Annotated in this window: 15 protein-coding genes; 13 read left to right on the top strand and 2 right to left on the bottom strand. The window is 63.5% G+C overall.

The annotated features are described in order from the left end of the window. Positions 1-254 precede the first annotated feature (254 nt). The 7 genes from NKI72_RS20145 to NKI72_RS20115 all read left to right on the top strand — a co-directional run bounded on the left by NKI72_RS20145 (position 255) and on the right by NKI72_RS20115 (position 10,114). Positions 255-530: a hypothetical protein gene (locus NKI72_RS20145; protein WP_352489531.1), complete on the top strand. Its 276-nt coding sequence runs from the start codon at positions 255-257 to the stop codon at positions 528-530. Then, complete coding sequence (locus NKI72_RS20140) at positions 524-3,703, top strand: efflux RND transporter permease subunit (RefSeq protein ID WP_352473392.1); 3,180 nt, start codon at positions 524-526, stop codon at positions 3,701-3,703. Before NKI72_RS20145 ends, NKI72_RS20140 begins: the two co-directional genes overlap by 7 nt. Positions 3,704-3,719: 16 nt before the next feature. Next, positions 3,720-4,874, top strand: coding sequence for an efflux RND transporter periplasmic adaptor subunit (locus tag NKI72_RS20135; RefSeq protein WP_352850629.1), 1,155 nt, complete (start codon positions 3,720-3,722; stop codon positions 4,872-4,874). 294 nt (positions 4,875-5,168) lie between these two features. Then, positions 5,169-5,900: a GntR family transcriptional regulator gene (locus NKI72_RS20130; protein ID WP_352850627.1), complete on the top strand. Its 732-nt coding sequence runs from the start codon at positions 5,169-5,171 to the stop codon at positions 5,898-5,900. A 56-nt stretch (positions 5,901-5,956) separates the two neighbouring features. Then, positions 5,957-7,063, top strand: coding sequence for a mandelate racemase/muconate lactonizing enzyme family protein (locus NKI72_RS20125; RefSeq protein WP_352850626.1), 1,107 nt, complete (start codon positions 5,957-5,959; stop codon positions 7,061-7,063). A 214-nt stretch (positions 7,064-7,277) separates the two neighbouring features. Next, entirely contained in the window at positions 7,278-8,600 is a 1,323-nt protein-coding gene (locus NKI72_RS20120; protein ID WP_352850625.1) for an NAD(P)H-dependent oxidoreductase, read from the top strand. A 20-nt stretch (positions 8,601-8,620) separates the two neighbouring features. Continuing rightward, positions 8,621-10,114, top strand: a complete 1,494-nt coding sequence (locus NKI72_RS20115) for a xylulokinase (protein ID WP_352850624.1) — start codon at positions 8,621-8,623, stop codon at positions 10,112-10,114. Here NKI72_RS20115 and NKI72_RS20110 read toward each other — a convergent pair. Then, entirely contained in the window at positions 10,111-11,073 is a 963-nt protein-coding gene (locus tag NKI72_RS20110) for a sugar-binding transcriptional regulator (RefSeq protein WP_352473400.1), read from the bottom strand. The two genes, NKI72_RS20115 and NKI72_RS20110, sit on opposite strands and share 4 nt — an antisense overlap. Before the next feature lie 308 nt (positions 11,074-11,381). Here NKI72_RS20110 and NKI72_RS20105 point away from each other — a divergent pair, with 308 nt between their 5' ends. The 5 genes from NKI72_RS20105 (at position 11,382) to NKI72_RS20085 (ending at position 16,680) form a co-directional block, all read left to right on the top strand. After that, a complete protein-coding gene (locus NKI72_RS20105; RefSeq protein WP_198023514.1) occupies positions 11,382-12,365 on the top strand; it encodes an ABC transporter permease in 984 nt (327 codons plus the stop codon). Positions 12,366-12,515: 150 nt separating this feature from the next. Further along, the gene (locus tag NKI72_RS20100; RefSeq protein ID WP_023674026.1) at positions 12,516-13,454 is read left to right on the top strand and encodes a sugar ABC transporter substrate-binding protein; all 939 of its coding nucleotides are present in this window, start codon (positions 12,516-12,518) and stop codon (positions 13,452-13,454) included. Positions 13,455-13,487: 33 nt separating this feature from the next. Further along, complete coding sequence (locus tag NKI72_RS20095) at positions 13,488-14,996, top strand: sugar ABC transporter ATP-binding protein (protein WP_352850622.1); 1,509 nt, start codon at positions 13,488-13,490, stop codon at positions 14,994-14,996. A 125-nt stretch (positions 14,997-15,121) separates the two neighbouring features. After that, positions 15,122-15,886: an SDR family oxidoreductase gene (locus NKI72_RS20090; protein ID WP_352835169.1), complete on the top strand. Its 765-nt coding sequence runs from the start codon at positions 15,122-15,124 to the stop codon at positions 15,884-15,886. An 8-nt stretch (positions 15,887-15,894) separates the two neighbouring features. Then, positions 15,895-16,680: an SDR family oxidoreductase gene (locus tag NKI72_RS20085; protein ID WP_352850621.1), complete on the top strand. Its 786-nt coding sequence runs from the start codon at positions 15,895-15,897 to the stop codon at positions 16,678-16,680. 57 nt (positions 16,681-16,737) lie between these two features. Here the strand turns inward: NKI72_RS20085 and NKI72_RS20080 are convergent, their stop codons facing one another. Beyond that, entirely contained in the window at positions 16,738-17,820 is a 1,083-nt protein-coding gene (locus tag NKI72_RS20080) for a D-alanine--D-alanine ligase family protein (RefSeq protein WP_502908969.1), read from the bottom strand. 465 nt (positions 17,821-18,285) lie between these two features. On the opposite strand from NKI72_RS20080, the gene NKI72_RS20075 reads away from it, so the two are divergent. After that, a complete protein-coding gene (locus NKI72_RS20075; protein WP_352473408.1) occupies positions 18,286-19,257 on the top strand; it encodes an ABC transporter substrate-binding protein in 972 nt (323 codons plus the stop codon). Positions 19,258-19,281 lie beyond the last annotated feature (24 nt).

Raw genomic sequence — 19,281 nt, 5'->3', positions numbered from 1 at the left:
CAAAACCTCCGTGATTGCGTTTCCCGAAATTCCCTCGGTGCACCTCTTGACTAGGGTGTTACCGGTCTGTAACGTTAGAGATGTTACTTACCTGTAACACCCGCATTGCATCATGTCAAACTCGCAAGTGCCGGCCATCAACCCCGCCCCGATCGGCAAGGGGACGAACCGCACCCTCACGGCCTCGGCCGGCGAGCAAGAAAACACCCGATCCGGGGCTTGCCGCGGATCGCCAAAAACCAGGAGCCGCTTCGATGTCGCAGCGCAATGATCTGACGATCGATGAAGTCGTGAGGGATCCGATGATCCGCATGCTGATGAAGGCCGACCGCGTCGACCCGCGGTCTTTCGAGGCGATGCTGCGTGCGCTGGCGGATGAGCAGGCCGAGCGCCGCAATGCGCCGCGCCGCCTTGTGGAAGATTTCGGCTTTCTCGAAGATTCCGGCTCAACGCGCAGCCGGCGGCTGTCCAGGGTGGCCAGGGCGTTTGGCCGGGCCAGAGCATCGGGCGAGGCATGCATCTCATGGTAAACTTCTTCATTCATCGTCCGATCTTTGCGTCGGCGATCGCCATCATCATGGTGCTCGCCGGAGCGATCTGTTATTTCCTCCTGCCCGTCTCGCAGTTTCCCGACATCACGCCGCCCCAGGTCGTGGTCAGCGCCCATTACCCGGGCGCCAGCGCGCAGGTCGTCGCCGACACGGTGACGACGCCGCTCGAACAGCAGATCAACGGCGTCCAGGGAATGACCTATATGTCGTCGTCGAGCTCCAATGACGGCTCCTCGACGATCACCATCACCTTCGACGTCGGCTACGATCTGAGCACGGCGGCCGTCGACGTCCAGAACCGCGTTTCGCAGGCGGCTTCCTCGTTGCCGGCCATCGTCAACCAGGGCGGCGTGACGATCAAGAAGCAGAACCCGAACTTCGTCCTGATCGTCGACCTCACCTCGCCGGACGGTTCCGTCAACCCGGTCGCGCTGAGCAATCTCGCCTACTTGCAGGTGGTCGATCCGCTGAAGCGCCTGCCCGGCGTCGGCGACGTGCAGATCTTCGGTGAGCGGCGCTATTCGATGCGCATCTGGCTCGACCCCGACAAGCTCGCCAATCTCGGCATTACTGCCGTCGACGTGCAGAACGCCGTCGCCGAGCAGAACGTCCAGGTGGCGGCCGGCAAGATCGGGCAATCACCGGCTCCGGCCGGCACTGCCTTCGAGATGCAGGTCAACGCCGTCGGCAGGCTGAGCGATCCCAAGGAGTTCGGCGACATCGTCGTGCGGGCCAATACCGCCAACGGCTCGCTGGTCAGGCTGCGCGACGTTGCGCGCATCGAACTCGGCGCGCTGCAATATTCGTCGTCGGCCTTCTTCGGCAAGGACCCGACGGTGGTGCTCGCGGTCTACCAGATGCCGGGCTCCAACGCGCTCGATCTGCAGCAGCGCGTCAAGGACAAGATGCAGGAGCTGTCGGCCCGTTTCCCGAAGGGCGTCAGCTACGCCATGCATTACGATACGACACGTTTCGTTTCGGCCTCGATGCACGACGTGCTGATCACGCTCGGCGAGGCGCTGGTCCTGGTCGTCGCCGTGGTGTTCATCTTCCTGCAAAGCTGGCGCACCACGATCATCCCGACGATCGCAATTCCGGTGTCGCTGGTGGCGACGCTGGCCGTCATGCATATGCTTGGCTTCTCGCTGAACATGCTCAGCCTGCTCGGCATGGTGCTGGCGATCGGCCTCGTCGTCGACGACGCCATCGTCGTCGTCGAGAATGTCGAACGCCAACTTGAGGCCGGCCTCAAACCGCTGGCTGCCACGCGTACCGCGATGGCGGAGGTTACCGGCCCGATCATCGCCACGACCGCCGTGCTGATGGCTGTGTTCGTGCCGGTTGCCTTCATTCCCGGCGTGTCCGGCCGGCTCTACAACCAGTTCGCCCTGACTGTGGCGATCTCCTTCGGCATCTCGGCCTTCGTCTCGCTGACGCTTACCCCGTCGCTCAGCGCCGCCTTCCTGCGCCACCGGCCGGAAACGCAGTTCGTGCTGTTCCGCTGGTTCAACATGGGCTTCGAACGGCTGGCGCATGCCTATGCGAATGGTGTGCGCATTCTCATCCGCCTGCGCTGGATCATGCTTGGCGTGTTCGCGGCCGGACTTGTCGCGACCTATTTCGTCTGGCAGCGCCTGCCGTCGACCTTCCTTCCGGTCGAGGACCAGGGCTATTTCTTCGTCGTCATCCAGCTCCCCGACGGGGCCTCGCTGGAACGCACCGACGCGGTGGCGCAAAAGGCACGCGACATCCTGCAGAACACGCCCGGCGTCGACATCGTCGGCTCGATCAGCGGCTTGAACTTCCTGACCAGCGCCGCGCAGTCGAACTCGGCGGTCGAATTCGCTATCCTGAAGCCATGGGACGAACGCGGCCCCGACCAGAGCGCCTCTAAGCTCGTCGCCGACGTGCGCAACAAGCTGCTGCAAATTCCGGAGGCTTTTGCGCTGAGTTTCGACCCGCCGTCGATCCCGGGCATCGGCACCACCGGTGGCTTCGAGTTCCAGGTCGAGGACCTGACCGGCCGCGGCAGCGTGGCGCTCAACGATGCGACGCAAGCCGTGATTGCCGAGGCGCGCAAGCAGCCCGAGCTCAACCCGCAGCAATTGTTCTCGTCGTTCTCGACCTCGACGCCGCAGTTCAACTACGATCTCGATCGCGCCAAGGCGAAGCTGCTCGGGCTCAACCTGCCGGACGTGTTCAATACGCTGCAGATCTATCTCGGCTCGCTCTATGTGAACGATTTCAACCTGTTCGGCCGCACCTTCCGGGTGACGATCCAGGCCGACAAGGATTCTCGTGCCGGTCCGGCCGACATATCGCGGCTCTATGTCCGCAATGCCTCGGGTGGGATGGTGCCGCTGAGCACGCTGGGCAAGCTTGTGCCGATCGTCGGCCCCGAGACCGTGCCGCATTACAACAACAATGCGTCGGCCCTGATCAATGGCGGCGCCGCCCCCGGCTTTTCGTCCGGCCAGGCGGTGGCGGCGATGGAACGTGCCGCTGCCACGGCGTTGCCGAGAGATTTCGGCTACGAATGGACCGGCATCACCTATCAGGAGCTCAAGGCGGGATCGATCGCATCCGTCGTCTTTGGTCTCGCGATCGTCTTCGTCTTCCTGATCCTCGCCGCGCAATATGAGAGCTGGGCGATGCCGTTCATGGTGCTGCTGGCGGTGCCGCTCGCACTGTTCGGTGCATTCGTCGTGCTGTGGCTGCGTGGCATGCAGATCGACGTCTATTCGCAGATAGGCTTCGTCATGCTGATCGGACTGGCGGCCAAGAACGCGATTCTGATCGTCGAGTTTGCCCGGCGCCGGCGCGAAGAAGGCCTCAGCATCGTCGACGCCGCGATGGAAGCGGCGCGGCTTCGGCTGCGGCCGATCCTGATGACCGCTTTCGCCTTCATCCTCGGCGTGCTGCCGCTGATGTTCGCTACAGGTGCAGGTGCCGCAAGCCGGCAGTCGATCGGCACCACCGTCTTTGGCGGCATGGTCGCGGCGACGATCCTGTCGCTGGTGTTCGTGCCGGTCTTCTATGCGGTGATCGAGCAGCTGCGCGAGCGCCGCAGCGAGAGCGAACCGGTTTCCGAAGCGACCGAACAACCAACTGCCGAACCCGCCTTCGAGCCATTGGCCGAAGCGGCCGAATAGGACTGGAGAATTGATCATGCGTAAATGGAAAATCGCGCTGGGAACGGCCGTCGCCCTTGGGGCGATTTCGGTGGCGAGCGTTCACCTGCTCGACATGGGCAGCCTCAGCCTCAACGCCGGCACAGCCGGGGCGGCAACACCCAAGCCGGAAGCCTTTGTCATGCCGGTGCCGGTGGTGAGCGTCGTCAAGAAGACGATCCCGATCTATCTCGACTATGCCGCCCGGGTGGAGCCGATCCGCAGCATCACGCTGCAGGCGCGCGTGCCGGGTTATCTGCAGGAGCAGGTCGCCACCGACGGCAGCGACGTTGCGAAGGGCGACCTTCTCTACAAGATCGCGCCGGAGGATTTCCAGGCTGCCCTCGAGCAGGCGAAGGCGCTTATCCAGCGCGACACGGCAACACTCGACTATGCGCGCTCCAATCTCGGGCGCGGCAGCGAACTCGCCAAGAGCGGCTATCTCGCTAAGGACGTGTTCGACCAGCGCACCAGCACCTTGCGTGAGGCTCAAGCCTCGCTTGCCGTGAACCAGGCCGCCTTGCGGACCGCCGAGCTCAATTTGAGCTATACCGAAATCCGTGCCCCGTTCGCGGGACGCATCGGACGCAGCCAGGCTTCCGTCGGAACGCTGGTCAGCGTTGCCGGCACGGTGCTCAATTCGCTGGTGCAGCTCGATCCGATCTACGTCACCTTCAATCCGAGCGAAACGGACCTGACACAGATCGAGGAAGCCCGGGCCGCGGGACCGATCAGTGTCGACGTCCTGCTTCCCGGTGAAACGGAACCGCGCCAGAAGGGCGATCTTACCTTCATAGACAACACGATCGATCGCTCGACCGGCACGATCACGGCACGGGCGACGATCGGCAACGGCAAGTTCACGCTGCTGCCCGGCCAATATGTCCGCGTCCGGCTGCACGTCAAAGAGCAGCCCGATGCGCTGATGGTACCGCAGACGGCACTCGGCTCAGGCCAGCTCGGCAAATACCTCTATGTCGTCGGCAAGGACAACACGGTCGACCAGCGTATCGTTTCGCTCGGACCGACCAGTGGCGATCAGGTCGCCATCTTGAGCGGTGTGGCCGAAGGCGACCGGGTGATTACCGGCAATCTGCAGAAGATCGGCCCGGGAATGCCGGTCTCGCCGCTGCCCGAGAAACCGGCCACCTGATAACCCCCATCAGGTCCAGTTCCGCGGCGCCCTCGGCTCCCACGCCAAGGGCGCCGTTTTGCTATGTTTCGTTCTACGCAATTCCTTGGGGAAAGCGCTACATACGCCGGCTTCGAGAAGCCGGTGTGATGTTCAGCGATGAAGAACGGGTCGGTCTTTGCGGCCGTGCGGCCTGACGGCCTTGCCGGCGCCGCAAGCCAGCCGGCCAAGCGGAAGTCAAGAAATCCACAACCCGCCTCTTGTTAGATTGTCGACAATCTGCTTGTCTTGATTTCGGTTCCCTGGAGCAGCCGAATGACAAAGCTGGATTTCAATCCGATCGCGGATACGACACGCAGGGCCGAGATCGTAGGGCTGCTCCGGCGGGCGATCCTGACCGGCCAGCTGGAACCTGGACAGAAGCTCAACGAACTCAGGATTTCCGAGCAGATGCGGGTGAGCCGCGCGCCGCTGCGCGAGGCGATGCGCGAGCTGGTGCAGGAAGGCATCCTGACCAGCATTCCCTACGCCGGAACCTTTGTCATCGACGTCACCGCCAAGGACATCGACGACGCCTATTCGCTCAACAAGGTGCTCGACGAGTTCGCCATCGCGCGGACCTGGCCGCTTCGCGACCAGCGCTTCTTCGACGAACTCGACCGGCGTCATGCGGCGGTGAAGCAGGCGACGCGCGACCTGGACACGACGCGGCAGATCGAAACGGCGCTGCAACTGCATGGCCTGATCCACGAATGGGCCGACAATTCGGTGCTGCTTGAAACGTGGCAACGGCTGACCAGCCGGCTGCAGATGTATTTCGCGTTGCACCAGCGGGCGCGCAACGAGCCGGTGCCTGCCGTAGATGCTCACGAGACCTATGTACGGCTGCTCAAGGGCAGCGACATGCGCGCCGCACAGCGCCACGCCAAGGACCATATCGACCTGGATTTCGAAGAACTGCTCGCCTATGCGCGCGGGCTGGAACAGCGCGGCTCAAAGGATGCTAGTCGTGCAAGCCCGACCCGCGGTCGGCCCGAAACCGCGTGATGAGCCCGATAAGTTTGGCGGGCCACCTTTAATACCGCAGATAACGGACAGAAGACGTGCAGATCAAAACCATCAAGGCCTACCATGTCGTGCAGCCCTTCGTTGACGGGCCTTATCGTATGTCCAAGGGGCGCGTCGCCGATGCGTTCGACGCGGTGATCGTCGCCGTCACCGCCGATAGCGGGCTCACCGGCTGGGGCGAGATGGCGCCGCTTGGCAATTTCTATTCGCCTGCCTTCGCTGCGGGTACTCGCGCCGGTGTCGTCGAGATCGCGCCGCATCTCATTGGCCATGACCCACGCGGGCTTGCCAGTATCAACAGGCTGATGGACACGGTGTTCAAGGGCCATCCCTACGTCAAGTCGACGCTCGACATGGCGTGCTCGGATCTCGCGGCGCGCGCCGCCGACGTGCCGCTGGTCACCCTGCTTGGCGGGCGCGAAAGCAAGACGGCCGAACTCTACAAAGTCGTCACCCACGGCACGGTCGACGCGATGGCTGCGCTCGCCAAGCGCATCGTCAAGGACGGCTTTCACCGGCTGCAGGTCAAGGTCGGCGGCAACGTCCATGACGACATCGAACGCGTCACAGCCGTTGCCGCCGCGGTGCCGAAGGGCACCGTCATCTTCTGCGACGCCAATGCCGGCTGGACGCCTTACCAGGCGCGCCAGTTCGTGGATGCGACGCGCACCATCGACTACACGTTCGAGCAGCCCTGCACGACGATCGACGAATGCCTGTCGGTGCGCCGCTCGCTCGACAAGCCGATGGTGCTCGATGAATCCGTCGCCTCGCTTGATGATATGCTCGATATCCATCGCAAGGGCGCGGCCGACGGGCTGACGCTGAAGATCTCACGCCTCGGCGGCGTCACCAAAACGCGCCAGATCCGCGACCTTGCCGTCGACCTCGGCTTCATGATCACGGTCGAGGACACTGGCGGCGCCGAGATCGACACATCGGCTATGGCGCATCTGTCGCTGTCGACGCCGGAGGAGCGCCGGCTGCACGCCATCGCCTTTCACGAATGGGTGACGGTGCGCACCGCATCCAACATGCCGCCGGTTTCGGGAAGCCGTATGGGCATTCCGGATGGGCCGGGCCTCGGCATCGATGTCGTTCCCGGCCTGCTTGGTGCGCCCTTCTTCGAAATCGGCAGCTGAGCTGCAATAAGGCTGCACTCAATCAAGCTGAATATGCCGCGTCCTTCTGGCTGCGGAGGCACGGCCGTGTGGATTGACCGCTCATCCAATCGTCTTCGGCCGATTGCAGAACGACAATGCCCAATTGCCGGTTGAAATATTTTTCATTTGCAAATAGAAATGTTCAAAACGTTGATTTGGACGCTGCGGCGCGTCAGGAACTGGAGGAAGCGACATGTCCCATCCGCAATTTGCAGCGGAACTTCTGCAGCGCGCTGAACAGCAGGGGCCGATCACCATCGGGCTTGCCGGCGCCGGGCAGATGGGCACCGACATCGTCGTCCAGGTCGCGCTGATGCCGGGCATGCGGATCGGCGCTATTTCCGAAGTCAGGCCGCAGGCAGCGATCGACGCGGCGCTGCTCGCTGGCCATGACCGTTCTGACATCGTCCAGGCCGGCAATGCGGCCGCGATCGACCGCGCCATCGAGGCCGGCAAGATCGCGGTGACCGAAGATTTGCATGCGCTGGCGGCGGCCGGCCGGATCGACGTCATCATCGACGCGACGGGCAATCCCAATATCGGCACGTTGTTCGCGCTGGAAGTGATGAAGAACGGCAAGCACATCGTCATGCTCAATGTCGAGGCCGACATCACCATTGGCCGTTTCCTCAAGGACGAAGCGCGTAAGGCTGGCGTCGTATATACCGGTGCGGCCGGCGACGAGCCGGCCTGCACGCTGGAGATCATCGGGTTTGCCAAGAGCCTCGGCTTCAACATCATCGCCGCCGGCAAGGGCAAGAACAATCCGCTGAAGATCGACGCCATGCCGGCCGACTACGAGAAGGAGGCGGCCGAGCGCAACATGAATGCGCGCATGCTGGTCGAATTCGTCGACGGCTCGAAGACGGCGATCGAGATGGTGGCGATCGCGAATGCGACCGGGCTGGTGCCCGACGTGCCGGGCATGCACGGCCCGACCGCGACGCTGGAGGAGTTGGCCAGCGTGCTTTGCCCGCGCGACGATGGCGGCGTGCTGCATCGCAAGGGCGTGGTCGATTACTCGATCGGCAAGGGTGTGGCGCCCGGCGTGTTCTGCATCATCGAGACCCGGCATCCGCGTGTGCTGGAGCGCATGATCGACCTCAAGGTCGGCAAGGGGCCCTATTTCACGATCTTCCGGCCCTATCATCTGACCAGCCTGGAAGTGCCGCTGTCGGCGGCGCGCGCCGTGGTCTACAAGCGGGCCGACATGGAGCCGCTCGACCATCCTGTGGCCGAGGCGGTCGCGGTCGCCAAGAGCGATCTTGGCGTTGGCCAGTCGCTCGGCATGATCGGCGAGAACGACTATCGCGGCTTCGCCATGATCTGGGGGGATGCGCGCGCCCGTGGCGCCCTGCCGCTCGGCCTTGCCGAACGCGCCAAGGTGGTCAAGCCGCTCAAGACCGGCGACTTCCTGACCTATGAAAATTGTGTACCCGACGATTCGATGGTGATAACCCAGATCCGCCGCCGTCTCGACCAGTCGGACGGACGGTTCGTTACAAACGCAGCCTGACCCCGCCGGATCTCCGCCTGATGGACGATGTCGTAATCGGGATCGACGCCTCGACCACGGCCGTGAAGGCGATTGCCTTCACCCGCGCCGGCGAGGAGCTGTTCCAGGCGCGCGAGACCTATCCGCTTTTAAATCCGAAGCCCGGCCATTTCGAGCAGGAGGCCGAACAATGGTGGACGGCGCTGCTTGGCGCGTTGAAGCAGGTCACCGAGGCGGTCGGCACTACGCGGGTGGCGGCGATCTGCATCGCTCACCAGCGAGAGACCTTCACGCTGGTGGACAGCGCCGGCAAAGCACTCATGCCGGCGATCCTGTGGCTCGACGAACGCGCCCGGCCGCAGGTTATCAGGCTTTCGGCCGAACTCGGCCGCGAGGCGATCCGCGACTGGAGCGGCAAGCCGCCGGACCCGACGCCGGCGCTCTACGCCATTGCCTGGCTTGCCGAGCACCAGCCGCAAGTGCTTCGCCAGGCAGCGGCACTGGTCGACGTGCACGGTTTCTTCGTCCAGCGGCTGACCGGGCGATTGGTCACCAGCACCGCAAGTGCGGATCCGCTCGGGCTGCTCGACGTCGAGAAAGGTACCTGGCATCCCCGCCTCGTTGCGGCCGCCGGACTGCAGATGGAGCAATTGCCCGAGCTGGTCGCGCCAGGCGTGGTCTGCGGCAGTCTTTCCGCAAGCATAGCGCAGCTGACCGGCCTGAGGGCCGGCACGCCGGTCGTTGCCGGCGCTGGGGACGGCCAGGCGATGGGCCTCGGCATGGGCGTCTACGGCGAGGGCAAGAGCTATCTCTCGCTCGGCTCCGGCGTGGTCAGCGGCTGCTATTCCGGCAAGGTGAAAACCTCGGACGCCTTTCGCACGCTGGTTTCGCCGACCGGCTCCGGTTTCATGCTGGAGACCGTGCTGCGCTCGGGCATGCAGCTGGTCGACTGGATCGTGCGAACCACCGGTTCGCCCTCGGCGGCAGCGCTGGAGAAAGTGGCGCTGGATGTTGCCGCGGGCAGCGAGGGCCTGCTCATCATGCCCTATTGGGCCGGCGTCATGAGCCCGTATTGGGACGGTGCCGCGCGCGGCGCCATTGTCGGCCTGTCGCTCGATCACCGGCCGGAGCATCTCTTCCGCGCTGTCCTGGAAGGCATCGCCTTCGAGCAGGCCGTCGCCACCGACGCCATGGAAGCCCAGGCCGGCGGACCGGCGGCGATGATTGCCGCCGGCGGCGGCACCAATTGCGCGCTGCTCATGCAGATCATGGCAAGCGTGCTCGAGCGGCCGCTCTCGGTTTCGCCGGTCCACGAAGCCGCCGCACGCGGCGCTGCCATGCTGGCGGCCGCGGCTGTCGGCTGGTTTGCCTCGCCGGAAGCCGCCGCGCAGGCAATGGCTGCCGCTCCCACCAGGCATGTCGATCCGGTCGACGGGCTTGTCGCCGCCTATCGCAGCCGCAAGGAAATCTACCGCGACCTTTATCAGGCGACGCGCGACATCCACACCCGCCTCAGCGCTCTCGGCGAAATCTAGCGGTTGAGCAGGCCCTTGGCCGCGTCTTCGTCGGTGATCAGAACCGATACCTTGGTGTTGGCGAGCGCAGCCCGCATTACCGCTACCTTTTCGCTGCCTCCCGACACCAGGATGATGCTCGGGATATCGGACAAATCCTGCAGCGGATAGGCGCAGACGCGGCGGTTGACCTCGTGGTCGACCGGGCGGCCCTCGGCGTCGATGAAATGACACAGAATATCGCCGACGGCACCGGCCGCCTGCAGTTCCTCGAGTTCGCTTGGCTTGATGAAGCCGTAATTGGCGATCGGGCTGTCGTTGGAAAACGAGCCGACGCTGAGCACGGCGATGTTTGCCCGGCGTGCACGGAAGACGACGTCCTGAACGCTGCGCTGGCTCATGAAAGCGTCGCGCTGCTCCGGCCTGTCGGCATAGACCGGCACCGGCAGCAGGAAGCACTCCGCACCGATCTTTTCGGCGAAATCCCAGGCGCTTTCTGTCGGGTTAAGCGGCTGGGCATGGGTGAGGCCGCCAAGCATCGAAACCACCGTCGTCCTGGCGATGGGCCGCCGCGGCAATTCATTGATGGCGAACTTCAGTGTCCGCCCCCAGCCCAGTGCGATGACATCGCCGGCATTCACATGGTCGGCCAGGTAGGCGGCGGCGGCGTGGCCGATCATCAGCGGCGCGTTGCTTCGGTCGGCCGCCGACGGCACCACAACAGCCTGGCTGAGCCCGAACCGCTGCTTGAGGCTTTCCTCCAAAATCACGCATTCGACGACGCTGTCGCGGATGCGAAACTGGACGACACCCTCTTCGCGGGCGGCGGAGAGAATGCGATGCACCTTGATGCGGCCGACGCCGAGAATTTCGGAAATCCGCTCCTGTGTAAGACCCTCGACATAATAGTGCCAGGCGGCGCGGGCCTTGAGTTCGGCGTCGGGGAAGCGCGGGGCTCTTTCGTTCTCTACGATCGTCATCTGTTTGCCTTGCCGCAGCCGCCGGCTCTGCGCATGATATTCCAATCCGGCGACTTCGAAATGCCCAAGATTTCGGAGACCTTGCGTAAGGCAAACCGGCGGACAGCGCAAACCCGTCGTCGAATGAAGCGGCAGGCCTTGACAATTTTCCGACGAACAGTTTAGCTGAACAAAATTGCATGTTAAAGATAAATTGTTCACAGGGAGGGGCCTGGTGAGCAAAGTGGCCCGGTGATGCAGCGCCGGATTGCTGTGGAGGAGACAAAGTGGCTGTGAGCAACGACGCAAGCAATTTGAAGGCAGGCGAGTTGAAGGCAGGCTCTGGCGCGCAGGCTACGGCGGGCGCAAGGTTTTCGGCTGTCTTTGCCGGAACCATGGGTCCGCTGATCGGGCTGGTTCTGCTGTGCCTGGCGCTCTCGCTGACTACCGACACGTTCCTGACCATCCGCAACATCCTCAACGTGCTCGACCAGGTCACTGTGCTCGGCATCATGGCGATCGGCATGACGCTGGTCATCCTGATCGGCGGCATCGACCTGTCCGTCGGCTCGGTGCTGGCGCTGGCTTCCATGGTGATGGGCTTCGTCGCCCATCCGGACTATCTCAATCTCGGCCTGCCCGCCGGCATCGCCGCGGCCCTCGTCGTCGCCGGTCTTTGCGGCCTGGTTTCGGGCCTGCTGGTGACGGTCACCAAGCTGCCGCCCTTCATCGCCACGTTGGCGATGATGTCGGTGGCGCGCGGCCTCGCCAACATGATCACCGACGGCTCGCAGATCGTCGGCTTTCCCGACTGGTTCACCAGCCTGTCGATAATCCGCCATTTCGGCTTCCTCTCGGTCACCGTCGGGCTGATGATCGTGCTTGCGGTCATTTTCGCGATCTTCCTGAATTATCGCGCTACCGGCCGTAGCCTGTACGCAATCGGCGGCAGCGCCGAAGTCGCCCGGCTGTCCGGCATACCAGTCAAGTCGCTGACAAACTGGGTCTATGCGATCTGCGCCGTGCTGGCCGGTCTCGCAGGCATCGTGCTTGCCGCCCGGCTCGATTCCGTCCAGCCGAGCTCCGGCCTTGGCTACGAACTCGACACCATCGCGGCGGTGGTGATCGGCGGCGCCAGCCTGTCGGGCGGCGTCGGTTCGATCGGCGGCACAGCCATCGGCGTCCTCATCATCGGCGTGCTGCGCAACGGGCTGAACCTGCTCGGTGTCTCGCCCTTCATCCAGCAAGTGGTTATCGGCGTGGTGATCGCGCTGGCGGTGGCCACCGACACGTGGCGGCGCCGAGCACAATGAAGAATGGGGCACAATGAAGAATGGGGCTCAATGAGATTCGCCCCGATATTCGGGCGAAAACGGATCGGTGATCCGAAACTGGGAGTTGTTCGGCCAAGGGGCGCCGCGATGCGCGGGCAGGACAGATTGAACATCAACGGAGGAATAAACATGCTGACCAAACGTTCATTGCTGCTTGCCGCCGCGGCCGTCATCCCGCTGCTTGGCCTGTCCGACATGGCCTCGGCCAAGGAGGCCAAAAAGCTCGGCCTCGCCGTCGCCAATCTGCAGGCCGACTTCTTCAACCAGATCAAGCAGTCCGTCGAAGCCTACGGCAAGGAAAAGGGCATCGAGGTCGTTACCGTCGACGCCAAGGGCGATTCGGCGACCCAGGTCAGCCAGGTGCAGGACCTGATCACGCAGAACATCGATGCGCTGATCTATATTCCAGCCGGCGCCACCGCCGCCACCGTGCCGACCAAGACCGCCAAGGCTGCCGGCATCCCAGTCGTCAATGTCGACCGCAACGCCGATGGCGCGCCCGGCGATACCTTCATCGCAACCAACAGCGTGGCATCGGCCAAGGCGGTTTGCGACTACATCGCCAAGCAGGCCGGCGGCAAGGGCGAGCTGATCATCATCCACGGCCAGAAGGGCACGACGCCCGAGGTCGACCGCTCGAAGGGCTGCGGCGAAGCGCTGAAAGGCTATCCCGACATTAAGGTGGTCGGCGAATTGTGGAGCGAAGGCTGGCATCAGGACGAAGGCTTCAAGCTGACGCAGGATCTGTTGCAGTCGCATCCAGATGTGTCGATCGTCATCGGCCAGGCCGATGCGCTGGCGCTCGGTGCGGCGCAGGCGGTCAAGGTCGCCAATCCCGGCCATAAGGTCTGGGTTGCCGGCTTCGACGGCGATGTGGCGGCGCTCAAGGCACTGAAGGACGGCGTCTTCGACGTGACCGCGACGCAGCAAACCCAGGGCATGGGCCGGCTCGCCGTCGACGCAGCAATCAAGCTGGTGGCCGGCGAGACCATTCCCGCCGAACAGCTGCAGGATGCGACGCTGACCACCAAGGACAATGTCGAGCAGTTCATCGCCAAGCATCCCTGATTGAGACCAGTCCGGCAATCGACGAGCGCAACGATGTCCACCGATCCTCGCCACACGCACAGCTCCAATAACGGGCTCGTCGTCAGCGGCCTCTGCAAAAGCTACGGGCCGGTGCAGGTCCTGGCCGATGCGAGCTTCGAGGTGCGGCCGGGCGAGGTCGTGGCGCTGCTTGGCGAAAACGGCGCCGGCAAGTCCACCGTCTCGAACATCATCGCCGGGTCGACCAAACCCGATGCCGGCACCATCACCTGGCGGGGGAACCCTTATTCCCCCGCCAATCCTGCCGCGGCGATCGACGCCGGCATCGGCATGATCCACCAGGAGCTGAAGCTCTTGCCCGATCTGTCGGTCGCCGAAAACGTCTATGTCGGGCGCCTGCCGATGCGTGGCGGCCGCATCGACCGCGCGGCAATGAATGCACGGGCATCGGCCCAGTTGAAGCGCCTCGGCCTCGATGTCTCGCCCGAGCGCAAGGTGCGCACGCTGCGTATCGCCGCCCAGCAGCAGGTCGAGATCGCCAAGGCGCTGACGCTCAATGCCGAGCTGCTGATCTTCGACGAACCAACGGCAGCCCTTGGCGGCGAGGAAACGGAGCTCCTGTTCCAGCAGATCCGCAAGCTCAAGGCGGAAGGCATGTCCTTCATCTATATCAGCCACCGGCTGGACGAGATCGCCCAGATCGCCGATCGCGTGGTGGTGATGCGCGACGGGCGCATCGTCGCCCGGCACGAGCGCGCCGACATTCCGGTGCGCACCGTCGTCGAGCAAATGGTCGGCCGCAGTGTCGAGCGGATGTTCCCTACGATATCGGCGCCGGGCAACGACACGCTGCTCGAGGTCGAGAACCTGTCCTCGCCGGAACGCAGCTTTCAAAATGTCAGCTTTTCAGTGCGGGCCGGCGAAATCCTCGGCATTGCCGGGCTGATCGGCGCCGGACGCACGGAGCTGGTGCGGGCGATCGCCGGTGCCGATCCGATCTCATCGGGATCGGTGCGCGTCGCCGGCAAGCCGGTGCATCTCAATGGCCCGGCGGCGGCGATCAAGGCCGGCGTCGTCCTGGTACCGGAAGACCGCAAGGCGCAGGGCGTGGTGCTCGACCAGACGATCGGCGAGAACCTGGCGATCGGCAATTTCGACCATGTGGCGCCGAATGGCTGGGTGTTTCCGAAGGCAGTGCAGAAATTCGCCGAGGCCGGCATTCGCCGGCTTGGCGTCAAGGGCCGGCCGAACCAGGCGATCAGCAAGCTTTCAGGCGGCAACCAGCAGAAGGTGATCATCGCCAAATGGGTGTCGCGCCCGCCCAAGGTGTTCATCCTGGACGAGCCGACGCGCGGCATCGACGTCGGTGCACGCGCCGCGATCTATGATGTCATTGCCGACCTTGCCCGCTCCGGCATGGCGGTGGTGGTGGTGAGCTCCGACCTCGAGGAAGTGCTCGGCCTGTCACATCGCGTGCTGGTGCTGAGCCGCGGCCGGCAACGCGGCATTCTCGACCGCAGCGAAGCAAGCAATATCGCCGTGATGGAACTAGCCACGAGCTAGGACGCCCATCGAAACAAAGCTCAGCAGGTGGTATCCTCCCGGGCACCAGACCGCGCGGGGCGCCAGCAACAGAGTTGGCGCCCCTTTATTTCCGGAGGACGGCGGTTGGAGCAGAGGGACCGACGATGAAATTATTCGACCTTCATGGTGACGTGGCACTTGTGACAGGCGCCGGCAGCGGCATCGGGCAGGCAATCGCCATTGGGCTGGCCGAGGCCGGCGCCGACATAGCCTGCTTCGGCCACGCCTCGAAAGGCGGGCTGGAGGAGACCGCGCACCGGATCACGGCACTCGGCCGCAAGGCGCTGGTGCTGAACGGCACAGTGACTTCAGAGACCGATCTCGCGGCCGCGATAGAGCGTACGGAGATGGAACTCGGCGCGTTGACCATCGCCGTCAACAATGCCGGCGTCGCCGGAGCTGAGCCGGCAGAGACGCTGTCGCTGGAAAAATGGCAGAAGCTCTATGACGTCAATGTCAGCGGCGTGTTCCTGTCCTGCCAGGCCGAGGCCCGTGCCATGCTGACGCGGCGCAAGGGCTCGATCATCAACATCGCGTCGATGTCGGGCTCGATCGTCAATCGCGGCCTGACCCAGGCGCATTACAATTCGTCGAAGGCCGCGGTGATCCACATGTCGAAGAGCCTCGCCATGGAATGGGCCGATCGCGGCCTGCGCGTCAATGTCGTCAGCCCCGGCTACACGCTGACGCCGATGAACAAGCGGCCGGAGGTCGCCGACCAGGTCAGGATCTTTGAGCGCGACACGCCGATGGGCCGCATGGCGGCGCCGGAAGAGATGGTCGGCCCGACCGTGTTCCTGGCCAGCCGCGCCGCGAGTTTCGTCACCGGCATCGACCTGATCGTCGATGGCGGCTTTGTCTGCTGGTAGGAGAAAAGATGCAGAAGCGATTCCTGGGAAAAACGGCGGTCATCACCGGCGCCAGCGGCGGCATTGGTGCGGCAATAGCCAGGCGCTTCGCGGCGGAAGGTGCCGCGGTCGTCGTCAGCGCCATCGACGCGCGCGTCGAAGAGGTCGCCGCCGATCTCAAGGCTATGGGCGCCAGGGTCGCATCGCTGCGCATGGACGTGACGAAGAAGGACGAAGTCGTCGCCCTCTATGACCTGGCCGAGCAACAGTTCGGCCGCGTCGACATCTCCGTGCAGAATGCCGGTGTCATCACAATCGCCAGGATAGAGGCGATGACCGAGGCCGAATGGGACAAGGTGATGGCGGTCAACACCAAGGGCGTGTTCCTGTGCTGCCAGGAGGCGATCGCGCGCATTCGCAAGCATGGCGACGGCGGCCGGCTGATCAACACCGCATCCGGCCAGGCGCGGCAGGGCTTTATCTACACGCCGCATTATGCGGCCTCGAAATTCGGCGTCGTCGGCGTCACCCAGAGCCTGGCCAAGGAAGTGGCCAAGGAGAAGATCACCGTCAACGCGATCTGCCCCGGCATCATCGACACCGATATGTGGGCCTATAACGACGCCGCATGGGGCAAGTTGATGGGCGACTACAAGCCCGGCGAGCTGATGGCCGAATGGGTGAAGAACATCCCGATGGGCCGCGCCGGCAGCGGCGAGGATGTCTCCGGCCTGGTCAGCTTTCTGGCCAGCGACGATGCAGCCTATATCACCGGCCAGACCATCAATGTCGATGGCGGCCTGATCATGTCGTGAGCGGCGGCGCGGGCCAACGTACCATCCACCGGGATCTGAAAGCCCGCTTCGCTGCGTTCAGACTGGTCGGCCGGCCCGTGCCAATCCATGCTCCACGAGCCGGTCGATGATTTCGGAATAGCTGACGCCGCTCGCCGCCATTGCCTTGGAATACATGCTGATATCGGTGAAGCCGGGGATGGTGTTGATTTCATTGACCAAGAACTGCATGTCCGGTGTCAGGAAAAAGTCGACGCGCGCCATCCCGTCACAGCCGACGGCTCTGAAAGCCCTTGCGACCACGTCCCGCATGGCTGCCTCGACCTCCGGCGGCAGTTCGGCCGGCACTCTTAGCGCCGCGCCGTTCTCGTCGATGTATTTGGCATCGTAGCTATAGAAATCATGGCTTTCGGCCGGCACGATCTCGCCTGGCCGCGAGACGAACAGGTCGCCTGCCGGGTCCTCCAACACGCTATATTCGATCTCGCGCCCACGAATGAATTCCTCGGCCAACAGCTTGCAATCGTGCCGGAAGGCTTCAGCAAGCGCTCCATCGAATTCCTGGCTGGCATGGACTTTTCCGACGCCGACAGACGATCCCTGACGCGCCGGTTTGATGAAGAACGGCAGGCCGAGCTCGCCTTCCAGTGTGGCGAGGGCGGGCGCCGCACCTTCATGGATCGTCACTGAGCGCGCGATTGGCAGCCCCGCCGCTTCCAGGAGCCGTTTGGCGATGTCCTTGTCCAGCGCGGTTGCCGAACCCAGGATGCCGCAGCCGGCGAGCGGCACCCGAGCCACCTCGGCCATCCCCTGCACCGAGCCGTCTTCCCCGTGGAGGCCGTGCAGGACCGGAAACAGGATGTCGATCTGCGGCAGGTCATAGGGCGTGCCGTCGGCCGGGATCGCCATCATCCGTCCGTGCCCGCCCGGAACCAGGCAAACTTCCAAACCGCCCGCAGGCTTTGCGAGCGTACCATCCTGGAAGCTGCTCAGCAGCCACTGCCCTTCGCGCGTGACGAAGATTGGGACGGCATCGTATTTGGCGGGCAGCAGCGCACGCATGACATTGGTTGCTGAAAGCACCGAAACGTCATGCTCGGCGGAACGTCCGCCAAAGAGCACGGCGATGCGCAGTCTGTTCAAGGAAGAGGTCTGCTGCATTGTATCGGTACCCTATCTTGCGGCTCGCATACGGGATGATCGGCAACCTTGGCTTTTTTCGAACCGATCTGCGGGTCCATGTAAAAAGACGGGCCGTGAAATTGGCACCGGCGTTATTCGTTGCGCGACATGACCGTTGGTATATATAATTTCATCTCATGAAAGTGGCTCTGGGCGAGTTGCCGAGCCAACAGCCGAGATCATGGGACTTTGATGGTTTGCCCCTCAAGACCGGCGATCGATCCGTGGATGACTGCTTTGGCAGCAATCCTTCGGCAGTCATGACGCGGCCGGTCCCGCCACATCTTCACCAATTTGGGCACCACCCCCGTTTGCGCCGGCATCCGCTTCGGCAGCATTGTGGCGCCTACGGCCTTGCGCAACGACCAGCTTTTCCAACACAATCAAAAAGACGCAAGAAGGGAACTAACGATAATTCCACCAGAGCTTGACAGGAGAACAAGCATGTCACTTCGGAGCATGATTTCGAATTTCTCAATGGGAGCCTTAACACTTGCCGCAGCCGCACTGACATCTTCGGCCTATGCGGCAGCGCCGGAATCCAACGACCCGATCAAGATCGCACTGTTCGATTGGACCAGCGTCAATCTGAACGCCAAGATCCTCGGCGGCATCCTCGAAAAGCTCGGCTATACCGTCGAGTATCCGACCGCCGACTATCTCTCCAGCCTGACCACCGGCCTGACCAATGGCGACATCGATGTCGGCCTGGAATTCTGGGACACGACTGCCGGCGAGGCGATGAAGGCCTCGGACGCGACGGGCCAGACCGAACGCCTCGGCAAGCTCGGACCCAAGGCCAAGGAAGAATGGTGGTTTCCCGAATATATGAAAGAGAAATGCCCCGGCCTGCCGAACTGGGAAGCGCTGAAAGACCCGAAATGCGCCGAGGCGTTCTCGACGGCCGAAACCGCGCCGAAGGGGCGTTATCTCGGCGGACCAGTGACATGGGAAGGTTTTGACGATGAACGCGTCGAGGCGCTGAAACTGCCCTTCACCGTCATCCATGCCGGTACCGATGCGGCGATGTTCGCCGAACTGGACTCGGCCTATCAGCGCAAGGCGCCGATCATGCTGTGGATCTATTCGCCGCATTGGGCGCCAGCCAAATACAAGGGCGAATGGGTCGAATTCCCCGACTATACGACCGAGTGCTACACCGACCCGAAATGGGGTGTGAACCCCGATGCGAAATATGACTGCGGCAAGCCGCATGGCGAGATCTGGAAATATTCCTGGGCCGGCATGAAGGACAAATGGCCGGTCGCCTACAAGGTCGCGAAAAACTACACGGTCGATACCGACGAGCTCAACAAGATGAGCGGCGAGATCGATCTCGAAGGCAAGACGCCGGAAGACGTCGCCGCCGCCTGGATCGCCGCCCACGAAGCCGACTGGAAAGCCTGGGCCGAGTGACCGTCTGACTGGAAACGCGACGGC

This window comes from Mesorhizobium sp. M0437 (genome assembly GCF_040321335.1).
Lineage (GTDB): Bacteria > Pseudomonadota > Alphaproteobacteria > Rhizobiales > Rhizobiaceae > Mesorhizobium.
This window is presented reverse-complemented; position numbering and strand designations above follow the sequence as displayed.

Bases quoted from the DNA above. Each gene is read 5' to 3' on its own strand.
- NKI72_RS20145 (WP_352489531.1), top strand. From the start codon at position 255: ATGTCGCAGCGCAATGATCTGACGATCGATGAAGTCGTGAGGGATCCG.
- NKI72_RS20140 (WP_352473392.1), top strand. From the start codon at position 524: ATGGTAAACTTCTTCATTCATCGTCCGATCTTTGCGTCGGCGATCGCC.
- NKI72_RS20135 (WP_352850629.1), top strand. From the start codon at position 3,720: ATGCGTAAATGGAAAATCGCGCTGGGAACGGCCGTCGCCCTTGGGGCG.
- NKI72_RS20130 (WP_352850627.1), top strand. From the start codon at position 5,169: ATGACAAAGCTGGATTTCAATCCGATCGCGGATACGACACGCAGGGCC.
- NKI72_RS20120 (WP_352850625.1), top strand. From the start codon at position 7,278: ATGTCCCATCCGCAATTTGCAGCGGAACTTCTGCAGCGCGCTGAACAG.
- NKI72_RS20115 (WP_352850624.1), top strand. From the start codon at position 8,621: ATGGACGATGTCGTAATCGGGATCGACGCCTCGACCACGGCCGTGAAG.
- NKI72_RS20110 (WP_352473400.1), bottom strand. From the start codon at position 11,073: ATGACGATCGTAGAGAACGAAAGAGCCCCGCGCTTCCCCGACGCCGAA.
- NKI72_RS20100 (WP_023674026.1), top strand. From the start codon at position 12,516: ATGCTGACCAAACGTTCATTGCTGCTTGCCGCCGCGGCCGTCATCCCG.
- NKI72_RS20095 (WP_352850622.1), top strand. From the start codon at position 13,488: ATGTCCACCGATCCTCGCCACACGCACAGCTCCAATAACGGGCTCGTC.
- NKI72_RS20090 (WP_352835169.1), top strand. From the start codon at position 15,122: ATGAAATTATTCGACCTTCATGGTGACGTGGCACTTGTGACAGGCGCC.
- NKI72_RS20085 (WP_352850621.1), top strand. From the start codon at position 15,895: ATGCAGAAGCGATTCCTGGGAAAAACGGCGGTCATCACCGGCGCCAGC.
- NKI72_RS20080 (WP_502908969.1), bottom strand. From the start codon at position 17,820: ATGCAGCAGACCTCTTCCTTGAACAGACTGCGCATCGCCGTGCTCTTT.
- NKI72_RS20075 (WP_352473408.1), top strand. From the start codon at position 18,286: ATGTCACTTCGGAGCATGATTTCGAATTTCTCAATGGGAGCCTTAACA.